Annotated in this window: 12 protein-coding genes; 8 read left to right on the top strand and 4 right to left on the bottom strand. The window is 38.6% G+C overall.

The genetic code is table 11. From position 1 onward, the window contains the following. Window positions 1-115 precede the first annotated feature (115 nt). The 5 genes from ACHFIY_RS17375 (at window position 116) to ACHFIY_RS17355 (ending at window position 4461) form a co-directional block, all read left to right on the top strand. Window positions 116-319, top strand: a complete 204-nt coding sequence (locus tag ACHFIY_RS17375) for a cold-shock protein (protein WP_410847392.1) — start codon at window positions 116-118, stop codon at window positions 317-319. Between the two features lie 413 nt (window positions 320-732). Then, the gene (locus tag ACHFIY_RS17370) at window positions 733-1554 is read left to right on the top strand and encodes a purine-nucleoside phosphorylase (protein ID WP_410847391.1); all 822 of its coding nucleotides are present in this window, start codon (window positions 733-735) and stop codon (window positions 1552-1554) included. A gap of 242 nt (window positions 1555-1796) precedes the next feature. Beyond that, entirely contained in the window at window positions 1797-2567 is a 771-nt protein-coding gene (locus tag ACHFIY_RS17365; protein WP_410847390.1) for an exonuclease domain-containing protein, read from the top strand. A gap of 83 nt (window positions 2568-2650) precedes the next feature. After that, window positions 2651-3451 carry a polyprenol monophosphomannose synthase gene (locus tag ACHFIY_RS17360; RefSeq protein ID WP_410847389.1) on the top strand — a complete coding sequence of 267 codons (801 nt, stop codon included), beginning with the start codon at window positions 2651-2653 and terminating at the stop codon, window positions 3449-3451. A 119-nt stretch (window positions 3452-3570) separates the two neighbouring features. Beyond that, the gene (locus ACHFIY_RS17355; protein ID WP_410847388.1) at window positions 3571-4461 is read left to right on the top strand and encodes a DMT family transporter; all 891 of its coding nucleotides are present in this window, start codon (window positions 3571-3573) and stop codon (window positions 4459-4461) included. 41 nt (window positions 4462-4502) lie between these two features. On the opposite strand, the gene ACHFIY_RS17350 is transcribed toward ACHFIY_RS17355, so the two are convergent. The 3 genes from ACHFIY_RS17350 to ahcY all read right to left on the bottom strand — a co-directional run bounded on the left by ACHFIY_RS17350 (window position 4503) and on the right by ahcY (window position 8900). Then, window positions 4503-5366, bottom strand: coding sequence for an SMP-30/gluconolactonase/LRE family protein (locus tag ACHFIY_RS17350; protein ID WP_410847387.1), 864 nt, complete (start codon window positions 5364-5366; stop codon window positions 4503-4505). Between the two features lie 126 nt (window positions 5367-5492). Then, window positions 5493-6521 carry a serine hydrolase gene (locus tag ACHFIY_RS17345; protein WP_410847386.1) on the bottom strand — a complete coding sequence of 343 codons (1029 nt, stop codon included), beginning with the start codon at window positions 6519-6521 and terminating at the stop codon, window positions 5493-5495. A 1053-nt stretch (window positions 6522-7574) separates the two neighbouring features. Further along, window positions 7575-8900 carry an adenosylhomocysteinase gene (gene ahcY / locus ACHFIY_RS17340; protein ID WP_410847385.1) on the bottom strand — a complete coding sequence of 442 codons (1326 nt, stop codon included), beginning with the start codon at window positions 8898-8900 and terminating at the stop codon, window positions 7575-7577. Between the two features lie 115 nt (window positions 8901-9015). Here ahcY and ACHFIY_RS17335 point away from each other — a divergent pair, with 115 nt between their 5' ends. Together ACHFIY_RS17335 and ACHFIY_RS17330 are read left to right on the top strand one after the other, a co-directional pair. Then, window positions 9016-9516, top strand: a complete 501-nt coding sequence (locus ACHFIY_RS17335) for an Lrp/AsnC family transcriptional regulator (RefSeq protein ID WP_410847384.1) — start codon at window positions 9016-9018, stop codon at window positions 9514-9516. Window positions 9517-9730: 214 nt separating this feature from the next. Next, entirely contained in the window at window positions 9731-10207 is a 477-nt protein-coding gene (locus ACHFIY_RS17330) for a single-stranded DNA-binding protein (RefSeq protein ID WP_410847383.1), read from the top strand. Window positions 10208-10399: 192 nt separating this feature from the next. Here the strand turns inward: ACHFIY_RS17330 and ACHFIY_RS17325 are convergent, their stop codons facing one another. Then, window positions 10400-11560 carry a sigma-54-dependent transcriptional regulator gene (locus ACHFIY_RS17325; RefSeq protein WP_410847382.1) on the bottom strand — a complete coding sequence of 387 codons (1161 nt, stop codon included), beginning with the start codon at window positions 11558-11560 and terminating at the stop codon, window positions 10400-10402. Between the two features lie 125 nt (window positions 11561-11685). Here ACHFIY_RS17325 and ACHFIY_RS17320 point away from each other — a divergent pair, with 125 nt between their 5' ends. Continuing rightward, window positions 11686-12855 carry a hypothetical protein gene (locus ACHFIY_RS17320; RefSeq protein ID WP_410847381.1) on the top strand — a complete coding sequence of 390 codons (1170 nt, stop codon included), beginning with the start codon at window positions 11686-11688 and terminating at the stop codon, window positions 12853-12855. Window positions 12856-13109 lie beyond the last annotated feature (254 nt).

Below are 13109 nucleotides of genomic sequence, written 5' to 3'. Positions count from 1 at the left end.
TAGCCCCGCTGCTAATCCAATTATTCTTCTATTTTACCATTCAACACAAATAAATGTACTTCGCACGGTTTTTTCCCCCTATCTTTGTGCTTTAATAATAATTTACAAATTTACAATGAACACAAAAATTACAGGAACTGTAAAGTTTTTCAACGAGGAAAAAGGATTTGGTTTCATCAAGCATGATGACACTAACAAAGAAACTTTTGTACATGCTAATGGTTTGATAGACCAAATCGAAGCGAACGATAAAGTTCAATTCGACGTGCAAGAAGGCCGTAAAGGTTTGAATGCCGTGAACGTAAAGCGTATTGCTTAATACATTACTCTTACAACCTATCATAAAGGCCGTGGTAATCACCACGGCTTTTTTTATGCCCTTATTTTGTAGTAGCTAAAAAGGAACGAATGCACAAAGAAGCAAAAGGATAAGGAAGATAAGTAAGGTTAAGGCATAGGATTAGCAAAACTAGACCATAGCAGGTATAATTAATAGCTCCATGCCTTTAGGCTGGGGATAAAGGTGCGTATCTATCAGGTTTTAGCAGCTAACAAGATATTATTTACATTTGAGAAAGTTATTTAAACCCATTGCTTAATACTGTTTCGAGCCTTCGAGTCTTTGTGGCAATTTTTTTAGTTTTGCTGTTGTATTTGTACTTTTTATACCCATTTTCTGCAAAATTGTATAAATTAGATGCCACACTATATATTTGCCATTAAATATTTTCTATGAGTTTATTGATGCAACAATTAAAAGAAACCGTTTCTTTTATACAAAAAGAGTTCCCTTCCGATGCTGCCGTAGGCATCATACTTGGAAGCGGGCTTGGGAATTTTATTGAGGAAATAGGAATTGAAAAGGAAATACCATATTCAGCTATACCGCATTTTCCAGTTAGCACCGTAAAGGGGCATGGCGGCAAATTAATTTACGGCACGCTAAGTGGCAAAAAGGTATTGGTAATGAGCGGCCGTTTCCATTTTTATGAAGGCTATACCCCCATACAGGTTACTTACCCAATAAGGGTAATGAAATTGCTGGGCGTGCATACAGTCTTGCTATCCAATGCTGCTGGCAGCGTAAACCCAACCTACAAAGTAGGCGACCTGATGATTATAAACGATCATATCAGTTTCTTTTCCTTAAATCCATTGCTTGGGCATAATGTAGAAGAACTAGGGCCACGTTTCCCAGATATGACAGAGCCGTATAGCAAAGCCTTGATTGCCAAGGCAATTAACATTGCCAAAGCACACAACATTGAAGTGAAGCAAGGCGTATATGTAGGTGTTACAGGCCCTACGTTTGAAACCAAAGCCGAATACCGCTTGATAAAAGCCGTTGGCGGCGATGTGGTAGGCATGAGTACTGTTCAGGAGAATATTGCAGCCGTTCATTGCGGTATGCAAGTATTTGCAATGAGCGTTGTAACCGATATTGGTATCCGTGAAGATGAAAATGTAATTACCCATGAGGAAGTATTGGAAGCCGCAAAAGGGGCAGAGCCAAAACTATCTTTGTTGTTCAAGGAACTAGTAGGAGAAATTTAATTATGAATTATACATTATGAATTAACGCTGTGGCAGGCATTGTATTCAGGAGGCAAGCAATTTTTATGAAAATATAAAGTTGCTTGCCTCATTTTTTTGGCTACTAGGCCGTTGTACCATTGGATGAGTAGGCATAATATTATAAACTTTACAAGTTATTTATCTAAAAGGAGTAAGTGTTTTCATGTCTATATACTTACTTTCGCTGTTCTATTATTTTTCAATTATTACATCTTTTAGCAATGAAGTTACAACTAAGCCGCCCCTTAGCATTTATTGATTTAGAAACAACTGGCATCAACATTACCAACGACAGGATTGTAGAAATAGGCATTGTGAAAATAATGGCAGACGGCAGCAAAGTTGTAAAGCGCAAATTGATCAATCCTACCATTCCTATACCACAGGCTTCTAGCGATATACATGGCATAACAGACGAAATGGTAAAGGACGCCCCTACTTTTAAGCAAGTAGCCAATGAAGTAAAACAATTTATCGAGAATTGCGACTTGGGGGGGTATAACAGCAACCGATTTGATTTGCCAGTTTTGATTGAAGAATTTTCAAGGGCAGGCTTAGAATTTAGCGTGGAAGGGAAAAAACTAGTTGACGTGCAAAAAGTTTTCCACTTAATGGAGCAAAGGACTTTGAGCGCAGCATATAAATTTTATTGTAACAAGGTATTAGAAGGGGCACATGGAGCAGAGGCAGATGCCCTTGCAACATGGGAGGTATTGGAAGCACAGGTAGAACGATACCCCAATATTGGTAATACTTTGGAAAGCATTGTGAAATTTACGGGTGAAGATGATATTGTGGACTTTGCAAGGCGTTTTGTACGCGATGCAAAGGGGATAGAGATATTCAATTTTGGCAAGCATAAAGGAAAGCCAGTAGCACAGGTTTTAAAAGAAGAGCCGCAGTATTATGACTGGATGATGAAAGGCGATTTTGCTTTGAATACCAAGCAAAAATTTACGGAAATATTGAACAAGACACTATTGAAAAAGTAATATAAACAACATTGCAACTATTTGATTGTTATTTGTGTCTTTAATTTGTACTTATTATTGTTTTTTTATCATACATCAAAGCGTTGAATAAAATAGTAATTATTCCTACTTACAATGAAAAGGAAAACATCCCGCTCATTATTGCTGCCGTTTTTAATTTGAACGCTGGGTATCATGTATTGGTTATAGATGATGGTTCGCCCGATGGCACCGCCCAAATTGTAAAAGGCTTGATGCTGCAATACGCAGGCCAGTTATTTATAGAAGAGCGGCAAGGCAAACTTGGCTTAGGCACAGCTTATATACACGGCTTTAAATGGAGCCTGAAGAATGGGTACGATTTTATTTTTGAAATGGATGCCGATTTCTCCCACAACCCTAAGGATTTAGAAAACCTATACAACGCTTGCAAAAATGGCACAGCAGACGTAGCCATTGGCAGCCGGTATGTAGCCGGAGGCAAAATAGAAAACTGGCCTTTCGACAGGCATTTCTACTCAAAGGGAGGGGCTTTGTTTACTAGGCTCATTACCTGGATGCCTGTAAACGACCCTACTGCGGGATTTGTTTGTTATACTAGAAAAGCATTAGAATCTATAAACCTAGATGCTATCCATTTTGTTGGGTATGCGTTTCAAATAGAAATGAAATTTGCTTGCTGGAAGCTAGGCCTCCGTATCAAGGAGGTACCTATTACTTTTATCGACAGGCAAATTGGCGTAAGCAAAATGAGCAAAAGCATTATTAAAGAAGGCGTATTGGGCGTAATAAGGATGCAATTGAGCAGTATTTTTAAGAATTATAGGAACAAGGTAAAAGCAGGTTCTTCCAGTAAAGTAATAACAGCCAATTTTACAAATGACTTAGTATCAAAAAGTAAGTAACAAACAATTTATATACCCCAAAAGCAAAAGGGTTGCCCATCTGTTACAGGTAGGCAACCCTTTTAAACTTAAAATTCAGTTTTTTTAACAACCTCAATATTAAAGTAATATATTGTAACGTGAAGCCTGCTTTATTAAAACTACATGCCGCCGTTTTTCTTTGGGGGTTTACGGGCGTATTGGGAAGGCTAATCCACTTGAACGAAGGCTTGCTCGTGTGGTATAGGCTATCAATAACCATCATTACGCTTTTTCTGCTCATGTGGAAACAGCAAAAACTTGAAAAACCGCCTGTAAAAACAGTGGCTAAATTATTTGCCGTTGGGTGCATTGTTGCATTGCACTGGGTTTTCTTTTACGGTAGCATCAAAGCGGCCAACGTGTCTATTGCCTTAACCTGCCTTTCCTCCGCAGGTTTGTTCACAGCACTAATAGAGCCTTTCATAACAAAAACACCTATTAATATTACTGAAATTGCATTGGGGTTGCTTGGCGTGCTTGGCATTTGCTTAATATTTCATTTTGATGCCCGGTTCCATAGCGGGATATTAATTGGCGTAGTGGCTACTATATTAAGCGTGTTGTTTAGCATTTTTAATAAAAAACTAGTACGCACCATCAAGCCCAAAACAATGATGTTGTATGAACTAATAGGTGGGTGGCTAATGTGTACCCTGCTGCTCCCGTTTTATCTCACTGTTTTTCCTACCACTTACCTTTTCCCATCACTTACAGATGTTATTTGGCTGGTTTTACTTAGCTGGTTTTGCACAGTGCTGGCCATGGAACTATCCTTGCAGGCATTAAAAAAAGTATCTGTATTTACGCAAAACCTTAGCTTAAATTTAGAACCAGTTTACGGCATTGGGCTTGCATTTATTATTTACCATGAAGAAAAAGGGCTAAGTGACAGCTTTTATATTGGTTTTGGGCTTATTATTTTATCGGTTGGCCTACAAATGTTGAGGACGGTGTTTATAAAATCGCAAGTTATCGGAAGCCAGCAGTAGCATGTCCTGAACTAGCCATTTAAGTTTTACTCCCGATGCTTCTATTTCAATTGATAAGCCACTACTTTGTTGCCATAAAAGGTAGGCACATATACTATTTTCTCTTTGGCATTATACCCTATGTCTGCACTATTTATTTTTGTGGCCCTATTGTCAAATAGTATTTGTTTATTCCCATCTGCTTTTACATAGTAGATAATGCCAGCCCAGCAGCTAACAATAAACTCATCTGTTGTTACCATTTCAATACCGTCAGTACTAGCATCCATCCCATCGGCTAAGCTAGTTATTTGCTTGTTGCTTGTTACCTTCAAAAGGCTGCCTTTGTCTAATACATACAAAATATCATCAACACAAAGTAAACCATTTGGTGCTTTCAATTTACTTAAATAAGTAGTTGCCTTCCCATTTTCTATCCGGTGTACCTTGCCAGTCCTTGTATCGCTAACATATACTATACCTTTCTTATCTACTGCTATGTCATTCAGGAACGTAGAGCTGTCAACAGGTATATGTTGGATAACTTTTTCTTTTTTTATATCTATTACAACTACTTCGGTTAAATCTGCCACATATAGCAGATTACCCAATATGCCCATCCCTTTTGGTGCATTCAAGCCGCTTACCCAATCTGTTTTAATAATTTTACCATCCAAAGAAACCTTACCTACCGAACCTTTTCCATCTTTTGCGGCGGCACCTCCATCAATATTTGATACAAATAAAAAACCGCAGTGTTTATAGGCCAATACACTCTCCGGTGTCTTAAGCAGGGTATCTGTTTCCCATATTTTCACTAAACTGTGTTCTTGACCAAAAGAAAAACTTGCTGCTAAAATGGAACAGACTAAAAAAAAATATTTCATATTGATAGTAAGTATTTTAATAGATAAGTAATAAGTCATAATTATCTTAATATAATTCTAAGAGGGTTTCGTTCTTGCCCCTCTCCTTCGGAGAGGGGTTGGGGTGAGGTCTTTAAAATAAATAGTATTAACTTAATTATGTCTGCATAGATAGCTTGGCTAAACTTAGCCTTTTGCTGCCATTTGCTTGTAAACAATTGTAGATATTTGGCCTACAACATTAGAAAGTTTCTTTAAATCATTCCCCTTGGTCATAATCGTAATTAGGTAAGGATAATGATTTACATATACAATAGCTGATTCGTGCAATTCTTTTTCTACAGCTGTATCCTCCTCGCCAAATTTATAGGCTACCCTCGAAGCTGTAGGAAGTACTGGATCCCCCCCAATTTCGCTATAGCTGCATTTGCTCAGCAATTCAGTGGCATATTCCGAGTCGTTGATGGTTAAATAAGTGGCATTATAGAGCGTGCGCATAAATAATGAGTAATCCGTTGCTGAAATAGGATAATTGGCATCTATTTTTTCAGGGGCAAGTAGCCCCATGTCAGTAAAGGTTTTTTGGAAGACTTTTATATCAATATGTGCATTTAAAAGCGCGGTGGCATTTTCATCGCCTTTTACAATCATATTTTTTAATAGCTGGCGGATGGTATATTTTTTACCTAATACTATAAGCCCTGTATCTAAAGATACTTTTTTTAAAGTAGGGTAAACATGTTGAAAAACCAATTCCTTGTCAAGTATGCCAGGGTTGTCTTCTTCCATCCTCAAATAAGTTATTAATGCTGGTACCTTCATTAGGGAACCAGGGGTATATTTTTCATCCTCATTTATGGACATGAAATCACCCTCGTTAAAATCCCTCACATAAACTGATGCAGATGCAAGGACGCCAGACAATTTATAGCGGTCTATAACACTAAGCACCATTTGCTTTATAGGGTTGAAAGCTACCGTTTCACAATTTTTATCGGCATATAACAGTGGTTTTATGAAACTATAGCCATTTAGCCGCCTTATTTGGTAATCGCATGAACTTGCAGGAGAAGTTTCTTCTAATTGGGACGCTGCAATTAATGATTTTTCTAGGTTGTAATAGCTGGTGGTTATTAAGTAGGTGCTATAACTAGCTATGCAAGTAAGGATTACCAAGTAAAATAAAGGGATTTTAAATGTAAGTATGCCTTTCATTTAATTGAAAATTAAGGGTTGGGTAAATAAGATAATTATTCGCAAAAAATAATATAAAATTAGGTTTTCTAAAATAGGGTTTCAATAACTCAAATAATTGCTGCTTTAAGGTTTAAAAATTGCAATTAAAAATAAAAAATGTCATTTTATCAAAAACAAGCATTTTGAATTTAAAAGACTATTATAAAGATACTTGGTTTAAAATAGAGATTGCCTTAAAATTTTATTTTTAAGCCTTATTTAATACTTTGTAATGAAGACAGTTGGAAGGATTAGAAAAACAAACCCTGTTTCGTTTATGAAGCAGGGTTTGCTTTTGTGTAATTGAAAAAAAAATTATTGCTACTTTTATAGCATTATTCAACCCGGATTGTGCAGTTGACTTCGTTTTGAAAGGCCAAATGCAATAAAGACAAGTATTTGAGCCGAATTTTTGGTCGAAAACATAGTGCTACAGTCCTCACCCTATATGGGGGAAAATTGGGCTACTCATGGGGGAAATATGCCCCCATATAGGATTCCTCTTTTGGCTACTATCACAACTTTACTAAATTTACAGCGATTTATCAATAGGCGGACTTGGCAACCTAAAAAGAATCATTTTTAATACATGATAAATCATCATTGATACACGATAAAACCATATTGATACACAATAAATCATCATTAAATCCACAATAAATCACCATTAAATCACTGTAAAAACTTCGTAAATAATGGATAAAACAACTGTATATCAATGAGTTACATCAAATAGACAATCTTAAAAAAATGAAAATGAAAAAATAACCCCGAAAAGAACACAAAAGGAGGTCTGCGGCAGGTTTTTGGCATTCAAAAAGTTTTACTTTTCCATAAATCTTGTACAGTTAGACACAGATTTCTAGTTGACAAAATCCGTTGATATGTGCACACAGCCTTCAACCTTAAAAATGATTTACAAAAAACGAAAGCGGAAGAAGAAATGGAAGCAAGAAAACTGAGCAGGTATTACGCAAAAAGCCCCACTTCATTTTATTGAAGCAGGGCTTTGTATGTAATAACTGAAAAATATTAATAACGGTACATGTCGCTTTTAAATGGACCAGCTTTAGGAATGCCTAAATAAGCAGATTGCTCTTCAGTCAATTCGTCTAGCTCCACGCCAATTTTTGCAAGGTGCAAGCGGGCAACTTTTTCGTCCAATACTTTTGGCAGCACATAAACTTGGTTTTCGTATTGGTCGCTGTTTGTCCAAAGTTCTATCTGGGCCAAAGTTTGGTTGCTAAAGCTGTTACTCATTACAAAACTTGGGTGGCCAGTAGCACATCCTAGGTTTACCAAGCGGCCTTCTGCCAATATGATAACATCTTTTCCTTCAATGGTATATAAATCAACCTGTGGTTTGATGGTATCTTTAGTATTGCCATAGTTGGCATTCAACCATGCCATGTCTATTTCAATGTCAAAGTGGCCTATGTTGCAAACAATGGCTTTGTCTTTCATTGCACGGAAATGTTTTTCAGTAATCAAGTCACGGCAACCGCTTGCTGTAACGATGATGTCTGCTTCGGCAACGGCTTTAATCATTGGTTTTACTTCAAAACCATCCATAGCAGCTTGCAAGGCACAAATAGGGTCTATTTCGGTAACAATAACCCTGCACCCAGCACCTTTTAATGAAGCAGCAGAACCCTTGCCTACATCGCCATAGCTGCCTACAACGGCTACTTTGCCAGCCATCATCACGTCTGTTGCACGACGGATAGAGTCAACCAAGCTTTCTTTGCAACCGTATTTGTTGTCAAATTTAGATTTGGTTACAGAATCGTTTACATTAATGGCAGGAACTGGCAAAGTACCCTTGGCCATCCTTTCGTATAAACGGTGTACACCAGTGGTTGTTTCTTCGCTCAAGCCTTTGATGTTGGCTATCAATTCAGGGTAAGTGTCAAACACCATATTAGTAAGGTCGCCGCCATCATCCAAAATCATGTTCAATGGACGGTCTGCACCACCAAAAAACAATGTTTGTTCTATGCACCAGTCAGCTTCTTCTTGTGTTTGGCCTTTCCAAGCAAAAACACCAATACCAGCAGCAGCAATGGCAGCAGCAGCTTGGTCTTGCGTAGAGAATATATTGCAAGAGCTCCATTTTACTTCGGCACCCAATGCTGTCAAAGTTTCTATCAAAACAGCAGTTTGGATAGTCATGTGCAGGCAACCAGCTATCCTAGCACCTTTCAAAGGCTGGTTAGGGCCATATTCCGCACGGATAGACATTAAACCTGGCATTTCCGCTTCGGCTAAACGTATTTCTTTCCTGCCCCAATCAGCGAGGCTTATGTCTGCTACCTTGTAAGGCAAAGCAAAATTGATGGACTTTGATAATGTTGACATATTTTTTATTTAGGACACAAATATAAAATAGCAGGACAAATGAATGGATATTTAAAATTATTTGGCATAAAATGATAATTATACCTATTTTTATAGCATAAAAGCATATTATAAGATGCAGAAACCACTTAGAAAAGAACAAACAGCTACCGAAAATACCAGCATAGATGAAAAAGACTTGGCTATACTCCGATTGTTGCAGCAAAACGCCAAAGCAACCGTGAAAGAAATAGCCGATTTGGTACACCTAAGCACCACACCTGTGCATGAACGCATAAAGCGGATGGAGCAAAATGGCGTAATAAAACAATATGCCACCCTTGTAGATCATACAAAGGTAAAAAAAGGGCTTATGGTTATTTGCTATGTATCCCTCCGTCAGCACGACAAAACAGAAGGCTCAAAATTTATACAGCGCATACACGAAATGCACGAGGTAATAGAGTGCTACAATATTTCTGGCGAATTTGACTTTATGCTCAAAGTTGTAGCCGAAAACATGGACGACTACTATCATTTCCATGTAAACAAGCTAAGCCAAGCGGAAAATATAGGCCATGTGCAAAGCGTGTTTGTAATGGGCGTTATAAAGCAAACGCATGTGTTGGTGAATTAGTGGTCAGTCATAAGTAGTAAGTAGTAAGTCTAAATGACATATACTAAGTGATAAGTTGCAAGACTTAACGATGAATTATTTGGGATGTTCTATACTTACCTTGATTGTTTTCAACTTACGACTTACAACTTATGACTTACCACTTACGACTTATGACTGTTTTTCCCTTAATTTTATATTTCTTTTATAAACGTAATTAATAAAATATACATATATGCTTAAACTATTGGCTATAGGCCACCTTGGGAAAGACGCAGTTGTAAACAATGTAAATGGCAAGTCTGTCATCAATTTTAACGTTGCACATAGCGAAAAATATAAGGATGCACAGGGAACCCAGATAGATAAAACCACTTGGGTTAGTTGCGCATATTGGACAGACCGAACTGCTATTGCTCCTTACCTGAAAAAAGGGACACAAGTATATGTAGAAGGCATACCAGAAGTGCGGACATATACAACAAATGATGGAAGGCACGATGCTGTAATATCTATGCGTATAATGAACATACAGTTATTAGGCGCTAAGAATGCAGATGGAAGCGATAACCAAGGTGGTGGGTACACCGCTCAGCCACAACAACAGGCGGCCGCACCTATCTACCAGCCACAACCACAGGCTTACAGGCAAGAGGTTTCATCACCAGCACCTGCTGCAATAACAGAGCCACTGGATGATTTGCCTTTTTAAAATAAGTGAAAACGTATTTTTTCTTGGATTAAGGTATTACTTGATTTTGTAAACTCCGAAGGGATGAAATTGTCAATAATTTCACCCCTTCGGAGTTTTTAGAAAACTCAACATATTCAATTTGCTATAATAATGCCATCCCTTCGGGATTGAGAAATTTCAAAAACGGTTTCTTTGTTCATAATTCAAAATCTATTTCAACAGTACATAATTCTCAATATCATTGGCCGTAATGGTTTTGCCGGATAAGATAATGAGCCGCTCTACAACGTTTCTTAGTTCACGTATATTGCCCGTCCAGTTGTGTTGCTGAAGGGCAAGCATTGCTTTGGGGTCAATAGTTTTAGGTTGCTGACCATAGTCCGTGGCAATGTCCTGCAAAAATTTTTCAACAAGCAAAGGAATATCACTTCTGCGTTCATTTAAAGATGGCACATGGATGAGAATAACACTTAGCCTGTGGTACAAATCTAGCCTGAAATTTTTTGCCTCTACTTCCTGCAGCAGGTCTTTGTTGGTAGCAGCAACCACCCGTACATCCACGAATATTTCTTTGTCCCCCCCTACTCGTGTTATTCTCCCTTCCTGTAGGGCCCGAAGCACTTTTGCCTGTGCCGAAAGGCTCATGTCGCCTATTTCATCCAGAAACAAAGTGCCGCCATTGGCTTGCTCAAACTTGCCAATGCGCTGTTTTATAGCCGATGTAAAGGAGCCCTTTTCGTGTCCAAACAACTCGCTTTCTATCAGTTCGCTAGGTATGGCAGCACAGTTTACTTCTACAATAGGGCTTTCGCTCCTGTTGCTTTTTTCGTGCAGCCAACGGGCTACCAATTCTTTGCCACTGCCATTCTCGCCCGTAACCAATACCCTTGCATCGGTTATGGCTACTTTTTCTATGGTGTCTTTTATCTTCTTAATGCCATCGCTTTGGCCTATCATTTCTTGTACCTTGGTCGCTTTCCTTTTTAGTACCTTCGTTTCTTTTACCAAGCTGTTTTTATCCATCGCATTGCGGATGGTAATGAGCATCCGGTTCAAATCAGGCGGTTTTGCTATATAGTCAAATGCCCCTTTTTTTACGGCATCAACTGCTGTTTCTATATTGCCATGGCCACTAATCATAATAATAGGCACATCGGGGTTGGCAGCAGTTGCTTTTTGCAGGAACTCGATACCATCCATCTTTGGCATTTTAATGTCGCACAGTACCAAGTCGAAGTTCATGGAGGTAAATTTTTTCAAGCCTACCTCCCCGTCAAGTGCCTCGTCTGTTTTATAACCTTCGTTGCCCAATATGTCTTTTAATACACTCCTGATTGCACGTTCGTCATCTATAATTAATATACTCGCCATAGGTTATAATTTTTGCTAAGATATGGAGCAGTTGGTTGTTTTAGCTATGTTACAAAAAAAGCATTTCTGGCACATAGGTATTGAGACTTGAAAACAATTGTTTACCCCCATAAAAAAACTTTGCCATGAGAAAAAACAAGCTGCTATTTGCCTTATTACTAATTGTTGTATGTGTTGCAAGCTGCACTAAAGCAACAACAGATGCTATCAGCGTTGCGCCATCTGCTGTATCCCAGCACAGCAACAACAAAACCACTTTTTCTGTCAGCACCACGCCTGCCAGTTTTATCAGCACGCAGTACAACGATACTTTTTATGGTTCGGTACTAGAAGCCGCAAAAGGCATTGCGGAGCCATTTTTGTTGCAGCAAGGTTATTTTACTCTTTCGGGGTTAACGGTTAGCGGCACCAACCTTATTTATGGGGGCGTTACTTACAATACATCCCAGTACTACCAAAACCCTACAACTGGCTATTATGTACCTTTAAGTAGTTACAGTACTTATGGCATCAGCAATTTTTCTGCCGTGTGGCCAACCCAATGTCCAAATGCTTTTTTAGACAGCACCAATACTTTTAATGCCTACATTGATTGTGTAGGCTATGGTACAAGACTGCTGAGTGCAGTTGGCAATACTACTGCAACTGGCAATGCGTACCTTAATTTATTAAACAAAATAAGGACAGCCAACACCTCCGTTTTTGCAGCAAAGGGTTATGTAGCTACTGCTTATTCCTTTGCAACCGCTTTCCCTACTATTACCACCACTACACCAGGTTGGTTGTATATTTCTGGCAATGTGGTAAACACAGATACCATTACAGCATACAACAAAACCCTTCGTTCTACAGTAGGCACTTACAATGGCGTAAGGAAAGGCGGTTTTGCATCTAGCCATGCTGGTGATATTTTGGCTTTTGGTTATGGGCCTAGTTCTTCGTCAAACGGGCATTTCATGGTTATGGAAGATACGCCTAATTTGCTTGACTCGGCAGGTTTAAAAGTTTACTACCCAAGTGTTAGCGGCACCAAAATAAAATCGACTCTTGCCTCTTATAAAATGTATGCCGTACCCGTTTTTGACGATTCTGGCCTAGGCGCGCATGTAAACGATTCTCGCACAGCAACCAGTGGCATTGGCCATGGCACCTTGCTTATTGCTACCAGCCTTACCGATGATGCCCCATTGGGTTATGTGTTTGATATTACGGGCAGCCCTACCAGCATTACCATCAAATTGATGACTATTGCCAATAGCGTATATGCTATTTCTGTGGGCAGGTATAGTAATTAAATTGAGCCGTAAGGCAAAATATAACTAAAATAGCCCCCTTTTTTTGCCGAGTGGATAAGGGCATTTAAGACATAGCCTCTTACAGAACCGTGCTTGAAAGTCTCCTTTCACACGGTTCTTTTTAATATGTTACGTCCAAAATAGGTTGATTAAAAATCAAATATTTTCAGCAACTATACTGCTTATAAGAAACAAGGAGAATGTCCAATAATGGGTAGTTAATCGAAGGGATGCAATAGGAATGGTACGTATAA

Source organism: Parasediminibacterium schistidii (assembly GCF_046546515.1).
In the GTDB taxonomy this organism is placed as follows: Bacteria; Bacteroidota; Bacteroidia; order Chitinophagales; family Chitinophagaceae; genus Parasediminibacterium.
The sequence above is the reverse complement of the archived record's forward strand: the minus strand, read 5'-3'. Positions and strand labels throughout refer to the sequence as shown.

What these genes read in the sequence shown, in the direction of transcription:
- ahcY (WP_410847385.1), bottom strand. Translation starts at nt 8,900, where the DNA reads ATGTCAACATTATCAAAGTCCATCAATTTTGCTTTGCCTTACAAGGTA.
- ACHFIY_RS17330 (WP_410847383.1), top strand. Translation starts at nt 9,731, where the DNA reads ATGCTTAAACTATTGGCTATAGGCCACCTTGGGAAAGACGCAGTTGTA.
- ACHFIY_RS17345 (WP_410847386.1), bottom strand. Translation starts at nt 6,521, where the DNA reads ATGAAAGGCATACTTACATTTAAAATCCCTTTATTTTACTTGGTAATC.
- ACHFIY_RS17375 (WP_410847392.1), top strand. Translation starts at nt 116, where the DNA reads ATGAACACAAAAATTACAGGAACTGTAAAGTTTTTCAACGAGGAAAAA.
- ACHFIY_RS17320 (WP_410847381.1), top strand. Translation starts at nt 11,686, where the DNA reads ATGAGAAAAAACAAGCTGCTATTTGCCTTATTACTAATTGTTGTATGT.
- ACHFIY_RS17350 (WP_410847387.1), bottom strand. Translation starts at nt 5,366, where the DNA reads ATGACTTATTACTTATCTATTAAAATACTTACTATCAATATGAAATAT.
- ACHFIY_RS17335 (WP_410847384.1), top strand. Translation starts at nt 9,016, where the DNA reads ATGCAGAAACCACTTAGAAAAGAACAAACAGCTACCGAAAATACCAGC.
- ACHFIY_RS17365 (WP_410847390.1), top strand. Translation starts at nt 1,797, where the DNA reads ATGAAGTTACAACTAAGCCGCCCCTTAGCATTTATTGATTTAGAAACA.
- ACHFIY_RS17370 (WP_410847391.1), top strand. Translation starts at nt 733, where the DNA reads ATGAGTTTATTGATGCAACAATTAAAAGAAACCGTTTCTTTTATACAA.
- ACHFIY_RS17325 (WP_410847382.1), bottom strand. Translation starts at nt 11,560, where the DNA reads ATGGCGAGTATATTAATTATAGATGACGAACGTGCAATCAGGAGTGTA.